Source organism: Calothrix sp. CCY 0018 (assembly GCF_963920925.1).
GTDB lineage: Bacteria > Cyanobacteriota > Cyanobacteriia > Cyanobacteriales > Nostocaceae > Rivularia.
In genome coordinates this window covers 212,595-235,062 of the sequence record NZ_CAWUDI010000001.1, presented here as the reverse complement: position 1 = coordinate 235,062, position 22,468 = coordinate 212,595, and the positions used below count along the sequence as shown (strand labels likewise).

At 38.3% G+C, this 22,468-nt stretch carries 17 protein-coding genes; 9 read left to right on the top strand and 8 right to left on the bottom strand.

All coding sequences use genetic code 11. The features are described 5' to 3' along the window. Nucleotides 1-67 precede the first annotated feature (67 nt). Entirely contained in the window at nucleotides 68-1,318 is a 1,251-nt protein-coding gene (locus ACM03V_RS01010) for a glycosyltransferase (protein WP_414618879.1), read from the top strand. Nucleotides 1,319-1,374: 56 nt separating this feature from the next. On the opposite strand, the gene ACM03V_RS01005 is transcribed toward ACM03V_RS01010, so the two are convergent. The 3 genes from ACM03V_RS01005 to ACM03V_RS00995 all read right to left on the bottom strand — a co-directional run bounded on the left by ACM03V_RS01005 (nucleotide 1,375) and on the right by ACM03V_RS00995 (nucleotide 4,131). Further along, the gene (locus ACM03V_RS01005) at nucleotides 1,375-3,135 is read right to left on the bottom strand and encodes a WD40 repeat domain-containing protein (RefSeq protein WP_414618878.1); all 1,761 of its coding nucleotides are present in this window, start codon (nucleotides 3,133-3,135) and stop codon (nucleotides 1,375-1,377) included. A 303-nt stretch (nucleotides 3,136-3,438) separates the two neighbouring features. Beyond that, on the bottom strand, nucleotides 3,439-3,726 hold the full coding sequence (locus ACM03V_RS01000; RefSeq protein WP_414618877.1) for a hypothetical protein: 288 nt from the start codon (nucleotides 3,724-3,726) through the stop codon (nucleotides 3,439-3,441). Nucleotides 3,727-3,837: 111 nt separating this feature from the next. Then, the gene (locus tag ACM03V_RS00995; protein ID WP_414618876.1) at nucleotides 3,838-4,131 is read right to left on the bottom strand and encodes a hypothetical protein; all 294 of its coding nucleotides are present in this window, start codon (nucleotides 4,129-4,131) and stop codon (nucleotides 3,838-3,840) included. Between the two features lie 313 nt (nucleotides 4,132-4,444). On the opposite strand from ACM03V_RS00995, the gene ACM03V_RS00990 reads away from it, so the two are divergent. Beyond that, nucleotides 4,445-5,119 (top strand): SDR family oxidoreductase, encoded by a 675-nt coding sequence (locus tag ACM03V_RS00990; RefSeq protein WP_414618875.1) that lies wholly within the window; start codon nucleotides 4,445-4,447, stop codon nucleotides 5,117-5,119. Nucleotides 5,120-5,214: 95 nt separating this feature from the next. On the opposite strand, the gene ACM03V_RS00985 is transcribed toward ACM03V_RS00990, so the two are convergent. Both ACM03V_RS00985 and ACM03V_RS00980 read right to left on the bottom strand, forming a co-directional pair. After that, nucleotides 5,215-5,658 carry a secondary thiamine-phosphate synthase enzyme YjbQ gene (locus ACM03V_RS00985; RefSeq protein WP_414618874.1) on the bottom strand — a complete coding sequence of 148 codons (444 nt, stop codon included), beginning with the start codon at nucleotides 5,656-5,658 and terminating at the stop codon, nucleotides 5,215-5,217. Between the two features lie 301 nt (nucleotides 5,659-5,959). Then, nucleotides 5,960-7,129, bottom strand: a complete 1,170-nt coding sequence (locus tag ACM03V_RS00980) for a pyridoxal phosphate-dependent aminotransferase (protein ID WP_414618873.1) — start codon at nucleotides 7,127-7,129, stop codon at nucleotides 5,960-5,962. 675 nt (nucleotides 7,130-7,804) lie between these two features. Between ACM03V_RS00980 and ACM03V_RS00975 the strand changes: the two genes are divergently transcribed. From ACM03V_RS00975 to ACM03V_RS00960, 4 genes are all read left to right on the top strand, one after another. Then, nucleotides 7,805-11,848 (top strand): DUF1194 domain-containing protein, encoded by a 4,044-nt coding sequence (locus ACM03V_RS00975; RefSeq protein ID WP_414618872.1) that lies wholly within the window; start codon nucleotides 7,805-7,807, stop codon nucleotides 11,846-11,848. A 153-nt stretch (nucleotides 11,849-12,001) separates the two neighbouring features. Continuing rightward, complete coding sequence (locus ACM03V_RS00970) at nucleotides 12,002-12,724, top strand: PEP-CTERM sorting domain-containing protein (RefSeq protein ID WP_414618871.1); 723 nt, start codon at nucleotides 12,002-12,004, stop codon at nucleotides 12,722-12,724. A 327-nt stretch (nucleotides 12,725-13,051) separates the two neighbouring features. Then, nucleotides 13,052-13,717 carry a conjugal transfer protein TrbI gene (locus ACM03V_RS00965; protein WP_414618870.1) on the top strand — a complete coding sequence of 222 codons (666 nt, stop codon included), beginning with the start codon at nucleotides 13,052-13,054 and terminating at the stop codon, nucleotides 13,715-13,717. A 770-nt stretch (nucleotides 13,718-14,487) separates the two neighbouring features. After that, nucleotides 14,488-15,723: an S-layer homology domain-containing protein gene (locus tag ACM03V_RS00960; RefSeq protein ID WP_414618869.1), complete on the top strand. Its 1,236-nt coding sequence runs from the start codon at nucleotides 14,488-14,490 to the stop codon at nucleotides 15,721-15,723. Between the two features lie 75 nt (nucleotides 15,724-15,798). Here ACM03V_RS00960 and ACM03V_RS00955 read toward each other — a convergent pair whose 3' ends face one another. Then, nucleotides 15,799-17,109 carry a sensor histidine kinase gene (locus ACM03V_RS00955; protein ID WP_414618868.1) on the bottom strand — a complete coding sequence of 437 codons (1,311 nt, stop codon included), beginning with the start codon at nucleotides 17,107-17,109 and terminating at the stop codon, nucleotides 15,799-15,801. Between the two features lie 237 nt (nucleotides 17,110-17,346). Here ACM03V_RS00955 and ACM03V_RS00950 point away from each other — a divergent pair, with 237 nt between their 5' ends. Continuing rightward, a complete protein-coding gene (locus ACM03V_RS00950; protein ID WP_414618867.1) occupies nucleotides 17,347-17,667 on the top strand; it encodes a DUF3155 domain-containing protein in 321 nt (106 codons plus the stop codon). A gap of 908 nt (nucleotides 17,668-18,575) precedes the next feature. Here ACM03V_RS00950 and ACM03V_RS00945 read toward each other — a convergent pair. Next, a complete protein-coding gene (locus tag ACM03V_RS00945) occupies nucleotides 18,576-19,097 on the bottom strand; it encodes a cofactor assembly of complex C subunit B (protein ID WP_414618866.1) in 522 nt (173 codons plus the stop codon). Between the two features lie 76 nt (nucleotides 19,098-19,173). Beyond that, on the bottom strand, nucleotides 19,174-19,521 hold the full coding sequence (locus ACM03V_RS00940; protein ID WP_414618865.1) for a PadR family transcriptional regulator: 348 nt from the start codon (nucleotides 19,519-19,521) through the stop codon (nucleotides 19,174-19,176). Nucleotides 19,522-20,096: 575 nt separating this feature from the next. Between ACM03V_RS00940 and ACM03V_RS00935 the strand changes: the two genes are divergently transcribed. After that, entirely contained in the window at nucleotides 20,097-20,666 is a 570-nt protein-coding gene (locus ACM03V_RS00935) for a DUF3611 family protein (RefSeq protein WP_414618864.1), read from the top strand. Between the two features lie 465 nt (nucleotides 20,667-21,131). After that, complete coding sequence (gene serS, locus ACM03V_RS00930; protein ID WP_414618863.1) at nucleotides 21,132-22,421, top strand: serine--tRNA ligase; 1,290 nt, start codon at nucleotides 21,132-21,134, stop codon at nucleotides 22,419-22,421. The last annotated feature ends 47 nt before the right edge of the window (nucleotides 22,422-22,468 follow it).

Below are 22,468 nucleotides of genomic sequence, written 5' to 3'. Positions count from 1 at the left end.
TGCTCGAATGGCGATCGCACTACAATCAAGTTGATTATTTATTAGCAATTACGTAAATCCTTAAGTAATGCACATTACTATTCTCACTCTTGGTTCCCGTGGAGATGTTCAACCATTTATTGCTTTGGGAATAGGTTTATACAAGGCTGGGCATAAAGTAAAAATTGCCAGTCAAGCCACTTTTGAATCAGAAATTCGTAGTCATGGTTTAGAGTTTGCTTTGATGAGTGGTAATCCTAAAGAAGGTTTGGAAAGCGCTGAAGGGCAAGCAATGTTAAAAACTAAAAATCCGATTGATTTCGTACATCGCTTAGGCGATTTACTCGAACCTATAATGGAAACCGTTTTGCTCGATTCATGGCAAGCTTGTCAGGAAACTGATGCGATTATTGGAGCAGGTTTTCCTTTTTGGGGATTTGATATTGCAGAAAAACTAGGTATCCCTTTTTACTATGCTTATCTTACGCCCGGTTATCCAACTACAGCGTTTCCGAATGCAGTTACACCACCACATTTAGAAAAGTTGGGAAGTATTTACAATCGATTTAGCTATACGCTTACCAATCTACTTTTTTGGCAATTTTTTCGCAAACCGATTCATAAATTTCGCAAATCGATTCTTAATCTACCACCTACAGGTATTAGACAAAATGCTTTTACAAAATTGGAAGATGCCAAAGTTAATTATCTAATTGGCTGTAGCCCTTCGGTTACACCAAAACCAAAAGATTGGCCAAAACGAGTTCATCTTACAGGATATTGGTTTTTGGATGAACCCGATAATTTTATTCCTCCAACCGATTTAGTAGAATTCCTTAAATCTGGTTCACCTCCGGTATATATTGGCTTCGGTAGTATGAGTGGTGAAGAAGCGCAAAAAATCAGCGAAATTGCTTTAGCAGCATTAAAGAAAACTAAACAAAGAGGAATTTTTCTTTCTGGTTGGAGCGGAGTTAAAAATTTAGATTTACCCGATACAGTTTTTCAAATAGATAACATTCCCCACAGTTGGCTATTTGCTCAAATGGCTTGCATAGTTCATCATGGTGGTGCTGGAACAACTGCTGCAACTTTCCGGGCTGGGGTACCTTCCGTTATTATTCCATTTTTTGGCGACCAAAAATTTTGGGCATATCAAGCCGCTAAATTAGGTGTAAGTCCACCAATTATTGATCGAAAAAATCTTACTATAGATACTCTTGCTCAAGCAATAACAAATGCAGTTGAAAATCAATCTATACAGAAACAAGCTGCGATTTTAGGAGAAAAAATTCGTTTGGAAAATGGTGTTAAGGAAGTTATAAAAATTTTTAGTTAGTTTGCAGTAAGGACTTTAGTCCTTGATAACAAGGGCTTCAGCCCTTACTACAAACCTTAATTCCTCTGCCAAATCTTAACAGTTTTATCTAAACTTCCGCTCACCAAAATATTACCTTTATCGGCAAAAGCTAAAGCAGTTACGGTATCGCTATGACCTGTAAAAGTACTTAATAATTCACCCGTTTCTAAGTGCCATAATTTAATAGTTTTATCGGCACTTCCACTAGCAATAATTTGCTCATCTTTACTCAATGCAACAGCACATAATGCGTCTTTATGTCCTTTAAGAGTACGAATCAATTCTCCTGTTTTTAAATGCCAAATTTTAATAGTTCTATCCTTACTCGCACTCACAAGGATTTTTCCATCTTTACTCACTGCTAAGGAAGAAACTATGTGAGAATGACCGATAAGAGAATGCTGTAATTCTACATTTAAACAAGATATTTCTTGCTTAGTAGAGATATCCCAGACTTTAATTTTGCGATAACTACCCGTAACTAAAGTTTTCGCATCTTGACTAAAAATTAGGGAATGAGCAGCAGTATCATCTAAAGAAAGCGTCATAGCAACTTGACGCTCTGTCATATCCCAAAACTGAATTTTTCTGTCATCACCCCCAGTAGCTAATATCCTACCATCAGGGGTAAAGGCAATGCAGCGTACCATGCCATTATGTTTATGCATGATATCAATCAAGTCTTTAGCGCCTAAATGCCACATTTTAATAGTAGAATCAGCACCACCGCTTGCTAAAGTTTGTCCGTCGGGACTAAAAGCTAAATAATTGACTTCATCTACAATTACACTGCGAAGCCAAGGATATTCTGATAAAGTCGCGATTAAATCGCCATTATTGAAATCCCAAAGCTTTATTTCTCCTCGACTTCCGCTAGCTATTAAAGATTGCGAGCTATTTTTATTTTGAGGTTTTAAAGCAATACAGTTAATCCCTTTGATATGTCCGACTAAAGTATGCGAACATTGCCATTCACCGATTATGCTTTCTAAAGGATGATTTGGTGAGACAGAGATTATTTTAGCTTGTTTGATATCTTCAACTTCCGTCGGCAGATTTTGTTTATTTTTAAGCAATTTTAAATACCAACTTAATCCCCCCGAATACAATAATTGACTTGGTTTTACATGAGTAAGCAAACCATTAAATTCAAGTTGATTCGTTGGTAAAAAACCACAGATTAAAGATTCTTTTTCATATCCTCTTTGAGTAGAACCTGGATAAAACAAACATATAAAAAATAAAATTTGATAATTAGTTAAATCTTCTTGAGTAACACACCAGCGGACTTTATCTTTTTTTATACTATTAAAACTTTCCGAATCAGAAACGCAAACTCTAATTTTAACTTCGGGATTATTTGCAAGTGAAAAAGAAAATTTACTTTCACCTCGAAGATTTCCTTCATCATCTAAATCCATGCAATCTACAGCATATTGGGGAATCTTTTTGACTAACTTACCGAGACAGCCTTTCATCAACTCATTAATGATCAATTCTCGCAAAAAATAATCTTCAGCTTGGTTTTGAAAGTAGGTAACAAAAGGTATCGCCCATTCCGAATCTTCAGGATATTCAGATGGAATTGGTGGTGGATTTCGGGCGATAATTTCTGCTTGCAAGCGAGCATTGTCAAAGATTACCTCCAATGCTTCACCCCAAAATGGCATATATTCTCGATGACAACCCTTTACATTACTTTCTAGTAAAGTGATTTCATAAGTCTTTGTTTTCTTTATTCGCTCAAGAAAGTCGGCTTGTTGAGCTTTTAATAAGTTAATAGAGTTTACATCCATACCTTGAGGCACAATCGTGAATAATAATCGTTTATTTAAACCAAGGCAATTGTTCCTCGTTAATTAAGTAAAATATATCAAAATACATAAAAACGCCATAGAACAAAGTAATTTTATTTATCTACAATATAGGTAGTCGAATAAAATCAGTAGCTTAAAAATTACGGTAACACGTTGGATAGATTTTATACGCAACCACTAATATTTCTTTTCAAATCTATGAAATGAATTTCAGATTATTTATTGATGGTGGAAATAAATTATAGCTAAACTGAAGAAATTGTGTAGTTTTTTAGTATGTTTCTAGCTTTTATCTGAATCCTCTGTAGTTACGATTGTTTCTAAAAAAGCGATTCTCTCTTCTAATTGCTTTACCTCAGAGTTGTTATTTTCTGGGTTCCATACAGCGAAAGTGGCAACTGCCGCCCCTATAATCGTAGCGAGGGGTATAATCGCACCAGTTTTTGTTACTATTACAAGCGGGATAGAAATAGCTAGCATTCCAGCGCTAACTCCCCAAATTACTGATGTAGCGGCTACTCGTCCAGTTTTTCGCAGCTTTTCAGAGTCTTCTTGTAATTCTTCGTTCATAAGCTTTAGGTAGGGAGTTTCAAGCAATGCCAAAAATGCCAAAAATGTAGAGACGTAAAATTTTACGTCTCTACATCAAAATATAACTTTGAAAATCTAAATTAATCTAAATTATTTATCTTCTACATACATTTTTGGTTCAACCGCAAAGTTATCGAGCTTACCCGCTTCATCGATAACAAAACCTTCAGTGGTATCCATTGTACCTTTTTCCTGCTCCTGGACAGCTTTTACTTCCTGCTTGCTCTCTTCAGTGGGAGCCGCAGAAGGAATTTTTGCATCGGGTGGATTTACTGCGGTTGTTTGCGCCGTTTGTACCGCACCATGATTATTACCTGGCGCTCCTTTTCCGGGTTGTGCTAAAGCTGGATCTTCTGGTAAAGTTTGTTTTTCTTCGTTATTCATATATCTCCCCTCTGTTTTGTCTTAAAACACAAACAATCATCTATCTATGATGACAATTTGTTATTCAAATATTGAGTTATTTACAAATTTATCGCGATATGTATTCAATTTTGCTCTTTCCCTAGTTATATTTTTTTAATCTTTAAGGAATAGTTTTTAAATTAGGCTTAGGGGGAATAGGGAACGGGGAACAGGCAATAGTAAAGAGAATCTGGAACCCGATTACTTTATTTTAGATAGTTTGGATAAACCAAAAAAAGATATATTTAGAATAATGTCAAATATTGTCTACTATCTAATTAACGAAATTTCTATGACTAATAGTTATATTCTTCTGGCTGGAGCAAGTAGCGGTGTTGGTAGAGAAATTGCCAACTGTCTAACTGCACAAAATTTACAAGTTAAGGCGTTTTTTAGAAGCGAAGAGAAGCGTCAAGAGTTAGAAGCAATGGGTATCAAAGTAGTTTTAGGAGATGCTTTAAATACAGATGATGTAGAAAAAGCAATTTTGGGAGAAGCAGCTATAGATATAGTTATTAGTACTATTGGTGGAGTACCAAAAGACAGCGAAAGGGCTGATTATTTGGGTAATAAAAATCTCATTGATGCCGCAGTCAAAGCAGGTGTGAAAAAGTTTATTTTAGTTTCTTCAATTGGTAGTGGAAATAGTGCAAATGCCATACCTCCCCAAGCCTTAGAAACCCTCAAACCTGTTTTAATCGAAAAAGATAAAGCCGAAAAACACTTAATTGCCAGCGGATTAACTTATACAGTAATTCGTCCCGGTGGACTAAAATCCGAACCAGCTACAGGAAACGGAATTTTAACTGAAGATCCCAAAATTGCTGGTACAATTCATCGTGCAGATGTCGCGCAATTAGTTTGTAAAAGTTTGAATTCTGAAAAAACTAATAATAAAGTGCTTTCAGCAATCGATGAAAATATGATTTACGGGGAACCAGAGTTTGAAAAATTGACTTTGGATTAATTTGGGAATTGGGGATTGGGTATTGGGCATTAGGAGTTAGTAGTTAGGGATTATAAACTTTTAATTTGTTCCTGGTAACAAGTTACTGCTCACTGTTAACTAATTCCAGATATTTGACAGAATACAGTTCTTTTTCTTGCTCCATCCAACTCGAAAAACAATACCGATTGATAAGTTCCTAAGGCTAATCTACCATCAACGATAGGAATAACTTCACTACTACTTAACATCATTGCCATTAAATGGGAATGAGCATTAATCGGTTCATCTGGTGGAATATTTTCTCTCAAATCTAAATCATTGTGTAAATATTTATCTGATTCCGGCGCTAATTTTTGTAAAAATATTTTGACATCTTGCAGTAATCTTGATTCATTTTCATTGATAGTTAAAGCTGTTGTTGTATGGCGAGAAAATATCAAAACCTGACCGTTTTTAATTTCAGTTGATGAAATAAGTTTCTCAATTTGCAGCGTTATATTGTGGATATTAATGCCTTTGGTTGTTTCAACTTCTATTATCTTGTTAGTTATGAGCATTTTAAATTGATAATTTGGTAATTGGTAATTGGTAATTGGTTGATAAAAATAATAGTTAAAATTCCATCTTACATAATTCTCCACACCGCCTTGGAATAAATTCCCAGGCTTATAAGCAAAGTCTGATTTATCAGACTGGGCTAAGCTTTAGCGTGCGTTTTAACATATTTTATAATCAACTGCATCAATTGATTTCTCTGCGAGAAAGCCTCCGGCTTACAAGGCTGGTGCGGGGTTTAACGAGAATGGTGCAAGATGTAAATTAAAATAAACTGAAAACAGCAAGCATAAAAAGATAATTCTAGTAATTGATAACTGTTAACTGATGCAACCCGTTTACCAATCTTTCAATTCCTTCTTTCGCGGTTTCTTTTTGCAACGCACCGTAAGCAACACGTAAATAACAACCTTGATTCATCCCAAAGGTAGTTCCCGGAAGTACTGCAACGTGATACTTACCAATAAGTTGTTTGACTAATTCAAAAGCATCCATTTGAGTATGTACTTTTAAAAAGAAATAGAAAGCACCATCGGCAGGAGCGATTGTACAAATACCTTCAAGACGTTTGAAAGATTCAACTACTAATTCTCGTACTTCAGAAATAGCCCCAATATTATCTTTCAAATATTCTGGTTGTGCTTGCAATGCTCCCAAAGCTGCATATTGAGATACTACAGGTGGACAAATTAAGTTTGTATCTTGAACTTTTTTAACTGCTGTAAGCAAATGTTGCGGAATTACCATGTATCCGATACGCCAGCTTGCGAAACCGTAGGCTTTGGAAAGGCTAAATAAAGATATTGTATGGTTACTGCTGTCGGGAAATGAAGCCGGTGAAACGTGTTTTACGTTGTAAGTAAAATATTCGTAAGCTTCATCGCTAATATGATAAATCCCTCGCTGCCGACAAATATCGTTAACTTGCTGCAATAACTCTCGCGAATACACCGCTCCTGTGGGATTGTTGGGTGAAATTGTTACTATTGCCCGTGTCTTTGGGGTAATTGCTTTGAGAATTGCATCCGGTTGTAACTGATAATTTTCATCGGTTTCCACCAAAACCGGATTACACCCAGTCATGGCGATCGCCATTTCGTGATTAAAATAATATGGCGTATTTAAGATAATTTCTTCGCCAAGGTTCGTAATTGCAAGAATGGCATTCATAAACGCCATATTGCTTCCTGCTGTGACGACAATACGCTTATTTTCGTTAATTTCGATATTGTTAAAAGCTGCTAATTTTTCTTTTAGCGTATTTATTAAAGGGGAAATTCCCTCGACTGCTTGATATAAATTATTGGAAGATTCCGCGAGAAACTTAGGTAAAAATTCTATAGCTTCCGGGGGTGGAGAATAAGAAACAACACCTTGCCCTAAAGATATAGTACCGGGAGATTTTTTGATTAATTCCCCAACAACAGGGATTATCGGCGATTGTACCGATTCCATACGAGAGATGAGCGTCATGTCAGCGTTGAATTTAAGCTAAATTCTATTGTTAGATTAGCTTACTTCTTAATATTTCATGAATGCAATTTGTGCGTAACAAATCTTGCTTGTTTTCGCGTAGTAGAAGCAAATTCATCTTAAAATTATCACTGCTTCAAATTATTTGATGATCAATTTCTCTTAAAGCTTGACCTAGTAAGCTTTTGATTTACAAGTATCATGCAAATCATTTTAACAAGTAATTAAAGATTTGGTAAAGCTGTGTAGTTATACCATGCATGGGTGTAAAGTAATACTTATTAAACAAATGTCGAATCAGGTTTTACAGGATATTTTTGAAGTAATTCAGGGTAAAAAGCAGCAAAGAGCAGGCAGTAAAAGAAAACGAGTCTTTTAATATCCTGTGAAAGTCGTCTCAAAATATACTCGTTTGCTGACGCTTAAGTAGTAATTTAGCTTAAGAAGAATTTGTGCGATCGCAAAGTAAGAAAGCGATGTTAATAAGCATTGTCTTTGTAATGGATTAGTGCATTACCTATAAAAGTTGAACTTCCGCAGTCGGATGACAGATTGTTGCATCCGTAATTCATGGTGACTATCTACATAAATAATTACTGTTGCTTGAAAAGCATGGTTTTGACTGAAATTAAAGCTCCGTTTTCACTCTTTTAACCTTATTTATCTGGAGTTTCCATGAAACCGAATTTAAAGATTACTAGCCTTCCCGTAGCACCGCCAACAGTAGCTAGTTTAGGAGAAACTTTTCAGGTTTCTTTTCAAGGAATTAACGACGGTACGGCAGATATAACTTCCAGATGGTTTGATTACGTCTACCTTTCTAGCGACAATATCTTTGATAATTCTGACATACGTCTGACAGATATATCGGCAAGTGGTTTTCTTTTGCGTTCTTTACCAGCAGGAGACAGTTATACCAGCCGCAACGGTAATATCACTATTCCTAATACAACGACTACTGGAAATCAGTTTCTGTTATTCGTAACAGATGCGTTTGATAACCAAGATGAAAGCGATGAAACGGACAATGTTTTTGCAGTTCCCATCGAAATCAAAGCGCCAAATTTAACTATTTCAGGTACTCCTACAGCACCAGCAGTAGCTAGTTTAGCGGAAACAATCTCTGTTGAGTACACAGTTACCAACAACGGTAGCGGTACAGCATCACGTTTCTGGAGTGACCGTTTTTATATTTCCGATGACGCTATCTTAGATAGTACCGATACTATTATCGGTACTCGCTTTACAAGTAATGGTACTGATATTCCTTTAGCAGCAGGAGATAGTTATACCAAAACTGACAACGTTACTATTCCTAACACCGTAGGAACAGGTAATAAATTTCTGCTTTTTCAAGTAGATAGAGCTAATCAACAAGGGGAAAGTGACGAAACTGATAACGTTACAGCTATTCCTATCCAAATCGGAGCGCCAAATTTAACTATTTCAGGTACTCCTACCGCTCCAAGCTCTGCGACTTTAGGGGAAACAATTTCTCTTGAGTACACAGTTACCAACAACGGTAGCGTTACAGCACCACGTTCCTGGAGTGACCGTTTTTATATTTCCGATGACGCTACTTTAGATAATTCCGATACTGTTATCGGTAGTCGTAATACATTTTCTGATACTCCCTTAGCAGCAGGAGATAGTTATACCGGAACTCGCAACGTTACTATTCCCAATACTGTAGGAACGGGTAATAAATTTTTACTTTTTCAAGTAGATACAGCTAATCAACAAGGGGAAACTGACGAAACCGATAACGTCAAAGCAATTCCTATCCAAATTGGCGGTATACAAATCGATGATGTAACTGTTGTTGAAGGGAATAGCGGTACAAAAAACGCAGTATTTACAGTTACACGTATTGGTTCAAGTACCGGAACAGCTACAGTAGACTATTCCACAGCTGATGACACTGCAACTGCTGGACAAGACTATGTTGCTACCAACGGTACCCTGACATTTAATCCCGGTGAGACAACTAAAACTATTACCGTTGGGGTGAATGGTGATACAGATTTAGAATCTACCGAGAATTTCTTTGTTAACTTAACTAATCCTACCAATATTGCTCTTATTAATAGTCAAGGTGTAGGAACAATTCAATTTGATGATGTTAGAACTGTAGATAGTGAAGTTTCCCTTCTCGTAGACGTTTCTGGAAGTGTAAGCACCAGTGAGTACATTCAGCAAATCGAAGGTTACGCAGAAACTTTCGAGAATCCAGACCTTTACAATAACCTAATTTCTCAAGGTATTGAAGGTGGTGTTGCAGTAAACCTAATTCTCTGGTCTACGATTCAGCAAGAATCTATTAAATGGACGTTAATTGATAGCGTACAGGCTTCTCAAAACTTTGCTAAAGATATTCGCGAAACTTTATTACCAGCAAGTGGTGGTAGTCGTCCTTTCTCAGGTGGTACCTCTCCCGGACCTGCAATTGATTTTGCAGTTCCTTTATTCTCTTCCAACCCTTTTGAAGGTAGACGTTGGACAATCGACGTATCTGGTGACGGTAGCGGAAATTCCACTGCAACCTCTACTGCCAGAGATAATGCTTTAGCAGCGGGTGTTGATGTTATCAACGGTATTGTTATTGGTGGTAGTACTTTTGTTCGAGATTTCTACCAAAACAACCTGGTTGGCGGTACTAATGCAGACGGGAACCCAGCTTTTGTATTAGTAAGTAGTGATTTCAATGGCTTTAAAGCTGCTGTCAATCAAAAACTGACAACAGAATTGACACCACCTCCACAGGTTTTGATCGGCGACTTTTCATTACTAGAAGGTAATAACGGTAATACCAATTTCGTCTTTGATGTCACCCTCTCAAAAGCCAATACCGAAAATATCACCGTAGACTACAGTACAGCAAACGGTACAGCAATTGCTGGTAAAGACTACACCGCTACAAACGGTACTCTCACCTTTAATGCTGGAGAGACAAGCAAAACCGTTACAGTCTCCGTTGCTGGTGAAAACAGACTTGAACTTGACGAAACCTTCTTTATCAACTTGAGTAACGTTACCAACGGTGACATTTTAGATGCTCAAGGTGAAGCTACTATTACCAACGACGACGAAATTCAACTCAGCAATAATAATGTTGATGAAAATAGCGCCAATGGTACGGTAATTGGTGACTTCAGCGCCACCGATGCATCAGATAACGATAGCTTCAGCTACAGCTTATTAGATGATGCTCAAGGACGTTTTACCCTTAACGGTAGTCAATTACAGGTAGCTGACGGCACGTTGTTAGACTTTGAAAGCAACACTACTCACAACGTTACAGTTCGCGCTATTGATAGCAATGGGAATAACTTTGATAAAAGTTTTGCCATTGTAATTAATGATATTAACGAAACACCTGTAGTTATTAACAAACCACCTGTTGCCCAAAACGACACTGCAACAACCGACGAAGACAACAGCATAGCTATCAACGTCCTCACCAACGACACCGACGAAGACGGCGATACCTTAACCATTACCGGAGTTACTGGTTCAACAGGTAGCGTTACTATCGACGGCGACAATATTATTTACAACCCCAACGGACAATTTGAGTCTTTGAATGCGGGTGAAACTGCAACCGATACTTTCACTTATACAGTTAGCGACGGTAATGGTTTAACTGATACCGCCACAGTTAACGTTACTATCAATGGCGTTGATGAAGTAATCGGAAACGAAAACCCTGTATTAGCTACCAACCAAGGCTTAACGGTAGACGAAGATGCAGTAGGTAACATCACCTCAACTCAATTACAGGTAACAGATGCAAACAACAGCCCTGCGGAAATTACTTACACCATCACCAATGTCACCGACAACGGTAACTTGTTGCTTGATGGAACTGCTTTAGCTCTCAACGACACCTTTACCCAGGCTGATATTGACAATAACCGTATAACTTATGACCACGACGGCAGCGAAACCACTTCCGACACCTTTAACTTTACTGTTGCTGATGGTGCGGGTGGTAGCGTTGGTTCTTCAAGCTTTGATATTACGGTTAATCCCGTTAACGATGCACCTGTTGCTAATAATGATGCTGCAACAACCAACCAAAACCAAGCAGTAACTATCTCTGTTACAGACTTATTAGCTAACGATACCGACGTTGAAGGCGACACCCTTTCAATTACAAGCGTTGGTAATGCAGCTAACGGTAGCGTTGCACTCAATGGTAACGATGTAGTCTTTACTCCCGATAACAATTTCAGCGGTGCTGCAAGCTTTAAATATACTCTCAGCGATGGAAGCGAAACAGACAATGCAACAGTTTCGCTAACAGTTAATCCTTTATCATCCCCTGAAATCCTTGGTACTCCAGGACGAGATACTCTCATAGGTGATAGCGCTGACAATATCATTACGGGTTTGCAAGGTCGCGATATGCTTACCGGAAATGGTGGTGCTGACAAATTTGTTTACACCGATATCCGCGATGCAGGGGATATCATCACCGATTTTGAATTAGGTAGCGACAAAATTGTCCTGACTCAGTTGCTTGATAGCTTGGGTTATGCAGGTTCCGATGCAATTGGCGATGGTTACGTTAGCTTTGGTTCCAGCAGAGGCGATGCTTTCGTTCAAATTGACCAAGATGGCATGGGTAGCGGCTTTATTGCTCGTCCTTTGGTTCTACTTCAAGGTGTAACAGAAGAAAATCTATCGGCAAATGCTGAAAACAGCTTTGTTTTTTAACGGAATGAATATGAGGGATGAAAATTCCCTCTTTTTTGCTGTCTTCATGACTTAAGTAATCCCATAAAATAAAGCCCTGCTTCTTTAAGGGGGGTTGGGGGGATTTTTCTTTATCGCGCCCAATCTTAGTCTTTATAAACACCAAGAGGAATTATGTCTAACTTCAAACGTTTTTCAAGTCGCGCTGTAGGTATCTTCAGTTTCTTGGCTTCAACTAGTCTTGTATTTGCTAATCCCGCGCAAGCCGTCAGCATCGATTTAGGTAGCTGGACAAGAGTTGGTGATGTTGATGTTAATGGAAATCAAGTTAATCTTTCTACTGCTTCTTCAACATTTCAAGATGATTTTCCCCAACCAGCAGGTAGGTTTAACTATTCCGGTAACAACCCAGTTGCAGCTGGTGGCGCAATAGAAACTTCTGTAGGTTTAAATCCTGGTGCTTTAGATAATGACTTATTTAATGCAGTTTTTGAAGGTTCTGCGATTACAACCAACTTAAATGCGAGAAAAGGCGATCGGTTAAGATTCGACTGGAATTTTCTTACTAACGATACATTCGATGATTACGCCTTTTTCGTCGCTAATGGTGTCATTACTAAGCTAGCTGATATAAGTAATGCGAATAATCCTTCGAGCTTGTTTAATTTAGAAACGGGCACAAGAACTTTCAACTATACCTTCGCCAACGCTGGTAACTATCAAGTCGGAATTGGCGTTGTTGACATAGGAGATGTTAATAGTACATCCGCTTTACAAATTAGCAACGCTCAAACCGAACCCGTACCCGAACCTCTAACTATCCTCGGAACCGGAGTAGCTGCGGGATTTGGCGTAATACTCCGCCGCAAACGTTCCAAAAAACAAACAATTAGTTAGTTGATATCTTGTGGGATGGGCATCTTGCCCGTCCAACTACAAATAAATTAGAAAAATTATCATCTAAAAAAACCTGCTTTTCTGAAAAGAACCGGGTTTTTTGATTAGAGATAAAAAACTAAAAAATACTACATAAATAAATAGGAACAATGTAAATAATATAGCGTCATCAAAAGACTTAATATTATAAATTATACCTTTAGAAAGATTCAAAATAATCTCAAGAATGATTTTTAAATTCCCAATGCCCAACCTAATAAACTTTTAGAAACAATATTATTATCTTTGCGTCATAACATACAGTCTCAAGACTAAAGGAATTCTCTTATGACTGGCTTTCAACGTTTAAAATCTGGAACCGCTGCATTTTTGGCACTAGGCATTACAACTGCTGCGGCTGCACCTCTCCTGGTATCAACTCCTGCTACCGCACAAGCTATTTTTGGACAACAATCGAGAGGGGTTTCTATTCCTCAAGGAGTGACACTTCCGGTTACTTTTGATAAAGAAAAAGTTGTTGTCACACCCGATGAAACTTCCGACTTAACTTTAACAGTTGCCCGCAATATTATTGATAGCAACAGAAACATATTAATCCCTCGCGGAAGCGAACTTGTAGGAAGATTAGAACCAGCAAATTTTAATGGTGAAAAAGGTTCTCAATTCGTTGCCAGAGAATTAGTTTTTCCCGATGGTAGAAAGCAGAATATCGATGCAACTTCTGCGGTAGTTACTAATAAAGAAACAATCAAAAGAGGTGCTAGTACCGGGAAAATCTTAACTGATGCTGCATACGGTACCGCAGCTGCAACCGTAATTTCACTGATAACGGGAAACAAGAGAATTGAAACCTTAGAACCTATAGCTGGTGCTGCTGCTGGTGCTTTAGCAAGTATCTTATTACGAAAGAAGGAAGCAGAAGTTGTAGTTATCAACCCTCAAAATGACTTAAATGTCACTTTGCGTTCTAATTTATTATTATCTCGCTTCTAGGATTGCCCACCGTAACTCGCGTTTTCATCGTTTTCATTTAATTTTAATTTAACGCCATCGTCACTTGAAACTGGAAGTGTACGGTGGTTTGTTTTTTTTTGGAAGACATCGGGGAGATAAGGGGGATAGGGGAATGGGGAGACAAGGGGACAAGGTGAGGATAATTCGCAATTCCCAACTCCTAATCTAAAATCCCTGCATAAACGCATCCGTTGTCAAAATCTAAAACAAAAACATCCGTTGTTAAAATTCAAAATCCTATTGTCCTGATATTCAAATAAAATGGCTGTATAAAAAATAGATAGAGAGGCTATAAACGAACTGAATAAAGCTATTAATCAAATCTATTAAAGCTTAAATAATATTAGTCAAAAGCGATAAAGCCTTAGATTAATTTATTTAGGCACAATCGGTACTATCTACTTATGATGGCTTCAACTGACACATTATTTAACTGAGCTTTCAACTCTATGAGTTATAGCTGGCATGGCATAAGCCCTTTAAGCATACTTAAGTAATAATAGGTTATTGAAAACTACTATGTAAAGTAATTACGGAACTTTTTTCGATTGAAAGCAACTATTATATTAACTGAACGTCTGAGCTAATTAAATAGAATTTGTCTTAATATAGAAATTTTACTTATTAAGATAAATCTAGATGGTTATGTCTAAAATAGACTCTGAAAAATAATAAAACTCGGAACATTTAATCTGAGATATTGTCAAAAGAATTAACAGGAACAAACGGAATTGTTGGGGATAAAATTAATGTCTAATCTAAATCGTTGGAAATCAAAATGTGCTGCATTCATGGCTGTAGGTATTACAGCAGGTACTGTAGCGCCTTTAGTAGCACCCGCTCCATCCTTTGCTCAAACTAATGGTTTTTATGATGTTTCATCTAACTATTGGGCAGCACCTTTTATTCAAGAATTAGCACAGCGAGGAGTTATCGCCGGATTCCCCGATGGTAGCTTCCGTCCCGATCAACCAGTGACGCGCTCTGAGTTTGCTGCGATGATTCGCAAAGCTTTCAACAAAGCCCAAGAAAGACAGGCAATTAACTTTGTTGATGTATCTAGCAACTATTGGGCTTATAGCGCAATTCAAGAGGCTTACAGCACTGGTTTCTTATCTGGATATCCCGGTCAAGTTTTCCGCCCTACTCAGAATATTCCTCGCGAGCAGGTGTTGGTTTCTCTTGCCAACGGTTTAGACTATGTTGCTAGCGGTAACGTTCAAAGCACGTTGGGATATTACAGCGATAGTTCTAATATTTCTGATTATGCTCGCAGCCCCATCGCCGCAGCAACAGAGAAGCAAATGGTTGTCAACTATCCCAACATTAAATTCCTCAGCCCTAAAGGAACTGCAACCCGTGCAGACGTAGCGGCTTATATTCATCAAGCTTTAGTTAGCACCAAGAGCGCTACCGCTATCAACTCGCCATACATCGTATCAACTACTCCAATTGTTGCTAATGTTACTATCCCCGAAGGAACTGTTCTTCCCGTTAAGTACGACAAAGCAGAAAAGATTATGGTTACAAAGGATGAAACAGCGCCTTTAACTTTAACTATCTCGCAAAACGTAATTACCGATAACGGAGATTTAGTTATTCCCGCTGGTTCTAGCGTTGTAGGTGAACTCAAACCTGCTGAGGGTGGTTCCCAATTTGTAGCTCAGAAACTAATTACCACTAACGGAAAAGAATATAACATTAGCGCTACTTCTGGAATCATTACCAAAACTGAGACTATCAAAAAAGGTACTAGTACCAAAGGTATTATTAAGAACACCGCATTAGGTGCTGGTGCTGCTGCTGCCGTCGCTGCCGTAACAGGCGATCGCGCTGTAGCAACTGAAGAAGTCTTAGGTGGTGCAGCCATTGGTGCGATAACTGGAATCTTCTTCAACAAAAAGAGTGTTGACTTGATTGTTATACAGCCAGACACCGATTTAGAAATGACTATCGGTGAAAGTTTCGAGGTTTCATATCGCTAGGGAAAAGAGTTAAGAGTTAAGGGTTAGGAATTAACAATTTTTCACCTTTAACCTTTGACCTCTAACCTTTAACCTTTATTTCGCTTCCGGTAAACGAACAATAAACGTACTTCCCGGAGTATCGAGTAATTTAATATCAAAACGAGTAGCAGGGCTGAAAACTTCCATTTCGCCCTGCATTTGTTCTATCAACTGTTTAGCTATAGCTAATCCCAATCCGGAACCGGGAATTTCAGTTTGAGCCTGTACTCCTCGATAACCTCTTTCTCCAAGATGTTCTAAATCTTGTTGTGGAATACCCGGTCCGTTATCGCTAATAGCAATTCCTAAAAAATTCACTCTATCTTTTATCGATTCAATTAGAATTTTGCCACCTGCGGGAGTATATTTCAAAGCATTATCAAGAATATTACTTAATACTTCTCGCAATGCTTGAGAATTTCCTTGTACCAGACATGAACTATTATCAATTTTAGTCATCAACTCTAAATAACGCTCTTTCGCTATTGCTTTTGCTGATATTAATAATGGCTGCAATACTTCATTTATATTAAATTCAACAACTTCTTGTTCTGCACCATTTAATAATAGTAAAGGTGTATTTTCTTCTACAGTTGCAACAAATTCTACTTGTTGTTGTGCGGGCAATTTTGCTGGAAGTAAATCCTCGGTCGTCAAGTCGATTGCTTCATCAAATTTTTGTAGCAATTCTTTAAGTCTATCGCTTTCTCTAACTATAGATAAAGCAGCCTCTCTATTTGCATCCTTTGCTAGTAATCGCTTTGTTAAGAGTTTTCCAAAAGTTCGTAAAGCCGTTAGCGGATTGCGAAATTGATGTAATAAGTTATCCATCAAATCTAACTGCTTTTCTTGCATTATCTGATGTTGATGCAGCTGGCTTGCCAACCAAGCACGTCGTCTATCCATGATGCAGGCGATCGCCAAACTTTGGGCTACATTTTCTACTTGAGTGCGTTCGCTTTCCTTCCAAGCACGATCTTCTCTACTAGTTACCAATAACCCCATCATCACCGAATCGTGAATTAAAGGTAAAACAATTTGGTCGCTATCCATCAAGTATTCTTGATTATTCTCTTGTGCTTGATTTGAGAAACCATCATTAGATTGCGAACTAATTACTTCTGAAGACGGACTCAACAAATAACGATTTACAGATGGTAAAGCTATCTGATGCTCAAGCCCTACCACCGCAGTCTCTGGATATACCGCAACAGGAATTAACTCGGCTTCCCCCTTATGTGGCGGCACCTCTGCCAATTCTTGCGTCAAATATACAACGCTTAAAGATGCTCCCAAGCCTGTCGCTAACAGCGTCAATTGTTCTCGGCACAGAGCAACAAACTCTGAACTGGCAGAAACGATCATAATGGATTCTTGTGGCTGGCGATATTACAAAGCTTAACTAATTCTGAGTCTTATAATTGCTATGTAGTATTATATTACTCAATATTGTTGATTTTTTTGATTTATCTATATCCAAAAAATTATGTTTCAATTTCGGTTAGTTAAGAACCATTGATTTTTTTGATTAAAACTTTTATAATTGGCTCGGATTTTGTAGCTATAACTACAATCTGTAGCTAATACGAGGAGGAAAATAGTTTGGCTAGGAGAAGGAAGCGCAAAAGCCGTCGTCGTCAGGAAGGACGGCGCATTTTAGAACACGTGCCTCAATTTAGCATCGAAAGTGGTGAAGATAAACCTGTGACCGCAGCAAGAAAATTTATTCAAGCTGAAGGCATTCTTCCACCGGCTCTACTGCTAGTGAAGCGCAACGAACACACTACAGACCGTTATTTTTGGGCTGAGAAGGGTCTGTTTGGCGCTCAGTATGTAGAAGAAAACCACTTTTTGTTTCCTAGTTTGAGAACAATGGAACCAACTTCAATTCCAGAAGCATTAGCTGTCGCAGCTACTCGATAAACGAGCGGGTGCGGGTTGGAAAGTCTTAAGCGTTGAGTGTAGCTTTTGACAACCATCTATTAACTGGCAAAATGATGCATTTGTTTAAAATGTTTATGTTTTTTTAAAGTTTTGAAATTATTTGCCAGTAAAGTCAGTTCAATAAAGCTGTATGAAAAGCGGCCATTCCGTACAAAGGTTAATTTTTTGTATGACTGAGCCGTAATTGTGAGGATAAATTATTTTTAGAGACAAAAGATCAATGGTATAGAGATTCAACAAGATTACACAATCATGTGGATTCCCGCCCCTATGAGTGCGCCAGTTGCACCCGAGGGGCGGGACATAAAAGTCATCCCCGGCTATTCTGCTAATCGGTTAAACCGATAACAGAATTAACCTAAGCGTTGAAGCTCTTTATCTGTAGATATCTGTCTCGACTTACAGGTTTTTGGTTAGTTCCTACGATGTTGGCCAATCAACCGCAGGTAAATGTGAATGAAAAGTGAATCAAAAACTAACTATTCCAATCCTTTGCACAATTTTTCTTAACATCGTTAGAGATTGCTTGTGTAATGGGAGGTAAAACTATCGTGCCCAATTACTACAGTATTTTTTTGAAAGAACTGTGTAAAGGTGTGTAAAGGAGAGTTTTATCAACAATAACGGTTAATTACGCAGTTTTAATCTGTTACCCAATACGCGATCGCAACTCTTAACTAAAAGAGAACTTTCGTGGAATGGTAACAGCTATCCTTTTTGTTTAAACAACCATTACTCTTGGGCACCACACCTCAAGGTTGTGGGATAATTTGACCCCAGATAATATCTTAAAAGCCATGAAGACGGTCATCCGGAAGGCTCAAGGCAATAAAAAGGCCATAAAAAATTATGCCTTGAAATAAATATTGTATGCTTGGGGGCAATATTCATGCTCTTTTTAACTGTAATGCCTCTTCTAAAGAGATAATTTCATCTCGATGGGCAGTTACAGTAATTTTAGAATTTTGTTCGCTGTCGGTATCTTCAACCGTCAGCGATACATTTTCCACCCTTCCAGCTTTATTCCAGTAAAAAATACCGCTTAGAGGAGATAGTAAGATTATCCCGTAAAGCAGGAAGCTTTGGCTAGAAAAAAGCAGAGACAGAACTAATGATAGGCTTGTAAAACCAATAGCTGCGAGAATAGTCAAAAATATGGCTAAAAACCAACTGGGTTTAACAAAGCCAGTCATCGTTACTTTATTTTGTTGCGGGTCTACCGCTGCCACTCGATAAGACCGCGCTCGAAAATACTCCTTTAATTGAGGCATTAAAGAGGCACTCGGAAGTTGAGATACCAGTTGTGCTGTTTCTATACGGTCTTTAGTAGAAGCCCTAATAAAGAAAAATAATCCGACCGACATTAATAAAGTTAGCAGCAACGTGGATGGCAGAATAGCAGTATCCATAACAATTTTGTACTTCAGTTTAGAGAGGAAACAATTACCATTATTATTGGCTAAATTGTCCTCTTTATACTAAAAACTAAATTCTTCTCCGCTCAATGTATTCGTGCCAAAGACGAGCTAAATCTTTCGCTTGAGTTTGCCATTCAGGGGAAACTTGGTACATCCGACGGGGACGACCGCGTCCTTCAAGCTTCTTCCAATAACCAGTAATTGCTTTCTGGTCTTCGAGAAACTTAATCGCGCTATAAAGCACGGTATCCGAAAGCCGATAAGTTGGATAATCAGTCTCCAATTTTTGAATCAATTCGGTGCCGTAAGATTCCCCTTGTTGCAAAACAGACAAGATATAACAAACAGCTAGTTCCTGACAGAGGTAGGTTGGCGGAGGATTCTCAAAGAATTGATATATATCCTCAAGTTTCATAATTAGTGAATGGCTAAAAAAATGCCTTAGTGTTGAGCCTGTAATTTCTATAGAGAGTATATAGTGCTACTCCAGCAAAAGTAAGTATATAACGCTACTTAGACACATATGGTCTGCATTATAAACACTACATTAAAACACACGATTGTTACTCGCGGTACTGGCACACTAAAAATGGGGTGCAGGTTTGCCGCACCCCTACCCAAACTCGAAAAGTAGTGTTGTGAGGAGTTGCTTGAAAACGATGAGAATCGCTTTCAATGTGTCAAGTGATGCCAAGCAGATTAGAACTGCTTAAGCATAAAATGGCACCTAAGCAATTTTAAAGGTAAATTGCTGCTTTTTCGTAAAACTTAACAAATACTTTTTTTACGAAGATTATCCGTAGGTAATTAGACTTATTTTAATCGAGTACAATAGGGCATTTGTGGGCAAAAGTCCATAAAATCTCATGCAGATAGAAAATTATAGTGAAGAATTTATGTATTTAAAGTGAAATTATGACCTTGCGCTGATAAATATAGTTAGTGCAATAATTTTGTAAGTGTAGCACCGTTCACAAATGGTTTATACATATGTCAGAACAGCTCGACAATCCGTCTTCTTCCAAAGTCCGTTCTATCGGACAAAATTTTCGTATTACAGGTTGGATTAGTTTTATATTGCAGCTGGTGCTGGGTGTTGTCTCGACCTTACTGCTACTAGTATTTGTAATTGGTCGGCGACCAGGGACTCCCTCGGCTACTGCTGAAACTGGCTTTGGCGTATTTTTAGCCGTCTGCGGAATAATTTCTTTGGGAATAAGTGTTTATTTAGCATTTCGCTGCAAAAATATTGGCAGAAAACTGCAATCTACCAACCCTAGTAACCGTCCTCGCAAAATAGAGACGGTTAAAACATTACAGTTAGCTTTGATAGTGAATTTAGTCGGAATGCTGTTGACGCTATTGGGAGCGCAAGCAATTGTCGGCTCTTTGGTAGTTAAGGCAGTATCAAGTCAAGCTATAACTACTCTGGGTGCTGTTGACCCCAATCGGATCAGCGGTCAAGATATGCTTGTTGTTCAGGCAAATAACAATACAATTACAGCCCATTTTGTAGGGCTTGTAGGTTCAATTTGGTTGTTAAATCGTATCACCAAGTGAGTGTGAAGGCGATACGATTAGGAAGCGATCAAAGAGGAAGTAAGAAGATTGGAGGAAGGAAACTTCTTGCTCATTTTTACTTTTCCTCCGCGTCTCGATCCGGAATTTTCTGCTGTGTTTTTTGATAATTTTTTTCCAGAGGAAATTAGTTTGCTATGATTCAGAGCATGATGCCAGGATTAATGTTTTTGGTTCTTCAGGACAAAAGTATGTGCGAGCATATGGGCAAAAATCTCTAAACCCTTGCTATATGAAAATTATTCCGCTCCATACTTAATTAATAGAAACTCAAAACGTCTTTCCCGCTGCTCCCTACTTCCTACTTCCTACTCCCTCTTCTAAACCATTTTTTGTAGCGTGGGAGAAAGTTTTTTTGCTATGGAGTCAAGGCGAACACTACAATATGTCTTGGTGTATTGGCTCAAATATATTCAAATATATTAAATATTAAACTGAGAAACATCTGTGCTAGATATCAAGCAAATACGGGAAAATCCCCAATTAATTCGAGAAAGGTTGAAGAATCGTGGCGAGAATTACGATATTCAGCCGATTGTTGACTTAAATCAACGACAACGCGACTTAGAGACTACCCGAAGCCAACTTCAAGCCCGCAGCAACGAAATTGGTAAGTTGGTAGGACAAAAAATTCAGTCGGGTATCAGTCCTCAAGACGCAGAAATTAAAGATTTACGAGAGGAAGGAAATTCAGTCAAAGCGAAATTAAGCGAATTTGAACCTCAAGAAAAAGAGATTAAAGCTCTTATAGAACAACGAGTACTCGCACTTCCTAATTTGCCTAGCGAGTCTACACCTATTGGTAAGAGCGAAGAAGATAATGTAGAAATTCGACGTTGGGGTGACGAGTATTTACCTCAAAACTCAAATATTATTCCTCATTGGGAAATTGGTGAAAAGTTAGGTTTTCTTAACTTTGAACGAGCTGTAAAAGTTGCTCAAAGTCGTTTTGTTGCCTTGATTGGGGCTGGTGCGGCTTTGGAAAGGGCATTAATTCAGTTTATGCTCAATCGTCAGGTAGAAGCCGGATATGTGGAAGTCGTTCCGCCGTTTTTGATTAATACTGAGTCTTTAACAGCTACCGGGCAACTACCTAAATTTGCGGAAGACAGCTTTAAATGTGCTGAAGATGATTTATGGCTTACTCCTACAGCAGAAGTTCCTTTAACAAATCTTTATCGTGGTGAAATTCTCAGTTCAGAAGAATTACCTATTTACCACTGTGCTTATACTCCTTGTTTTCGTCGGGAAGCCGGAAGTTACGGACGCGATATGCGGGGTTTAATTCGTCTGCATCAATTTAATAAAGTTGAATTAGTCAAATTAGTTAGTCCAGAAACTTCTTTTGACGAACTAGAAAAATTACTGGGGGACGCTGAAGCAATTTTACAGGCTTTGCAATTGCCTTACCGAATCGTAGAACTATGTACTGGAGATTTAGGATTTTCAGCAACGAAAACTTACGATATAGAAGTTTGGCTTCCTTCAAGCGGTAAATATCGCGAAATTTCCAGCTGTTCCAATTGTGGAGACTTCCAAGCGAGGAGGGGTAAGATTCGCTTCAAGGAAACTGGAAAAAAAGGAACACAGTTTGTCCATACCCTCAACGGTTCCGGATTAGCTGTAGGAAGGACAATGGCAGCTATTTTAGAAAACTATCAACAACCCGACGGAACCCTGCACGTACCCCAGGTGTTGCAACCTTATTTAGGTGGTAAGGAGATTTTGGAAGCATAGATTGGGCATTGGGGATGGGGAGATGGGGAGATGGGGAGAAGTAATAA

Excerpts from the sequence above, each read along its gene's own strand:
- ACM03V_RS01010 (WP_414618879.1), top strand. The coding sequence starts at position 68 with ATGCACATTACTATTCTCACTCTTGGTTCCCGTGGAGATGTTCAACCA.
- ACM03V_RS00990 (WP_414618875.1), top strand. The coding sequence starts at position 4,445 with ATGACTAATAGTTATATTCTTCTGGCTGGAGCAAGTAGCGGTGTTGGT.
- ACM03V_RS00965 (WP_414618870.1), top strand. The coding sequence starts at position 13,052 with ATGACTGGCTTTCAACGTTTAAAATCTGGAACCGCTGCATTTTTGGCA.
- ACM03V_RS01005 (WP_414618878.1), bottom strand. The coding sequence starts at position 3,135 with ATGGATGTAAACTCTATTAACTTATTAAAAGCTCAACAAGCCGACTTT.
- ACM03V_RS00945 (WP_414618866.1), bottom strand. The coding sequence starts at position 19,097 with ATGGATACTGCTATTCTGCCATCCACGTTGCTGCTAACTTTATTAATG.
- ACM03V_RS00955 (WP_414618868.1), bottom strand. The coding sequence starts at position 17,109 with ATGATCGTTTCTGCCAGTTCAGAGTTTGTTGCTCTGTGCCGAGAACAA.
- ACM03V_RS00970 (WP_414618871.1), top strand. The coding sequence starts at position 12,002 with ATGTCTAACTTCAAACGTTTTTCAAGTCGCGCTGTAGGTATCTTCAGT.
- ACM03V_RS00980 (WP_414618873.1), bottom strand. The coding sequence starts at position 7,129 with ATGACGCTCATCTCTCGTATGGAATCGGTACAATCGCCGATAATCCCT.
- ACM03V_RS00975 (WP_414618872.1), top strand. The coding sequence starts at position 7,805 with ATGAAACCGAATTTAAAGATTACTAGCCTTCCCGTAGCACCGCCAACA.
- ACM03V_RS00985 (WP_414618874.1), bottom strand. The coding sequence starts at position 5,658 with ATGCTCATAACTAACAAGATAATAGAAGTTGAAACAACCAAAGGCATT.
- ACM03V_RS01000 (WP_414618877.1), bottom strand. The coding sequence starts at position 3,726 with ATGAACGAAGAATTACAAGAAGACTCTGAAAAGCTGCGAAAAACTGGA.
- ACM03V_RS00995 (WP_414618876.1), bottom strand. The coding sequence starts at position 4,131 with ATGAATAACGAAGAAAAACAAACTTTACCAGAAGATCCAGCTTTAGCA.
- ACM03V_RS00935 (WP_414618864.1), top strand. The coding sequence starts at position 20,097 with ATGTCAGAACAGCTCGACAATCCGTCTTCTTCCAAAGTCCGTTCTATC.
- ACM03V_RS00940 (WP_414618865.1), bottom strand. The coding sequence starts at position 19,521 with ATGAAACTTGAGGATATATATCAATTCTTTGAGAATCCTCCGCCAACC.
- ACM03V_RS00960 (WP_414618869.1), top strand. The coding sequence starts at position 14,488 with ATGTCTAATCTAAATCGTTGGAAATCAAAATGTGCTGCATTCATGGCT.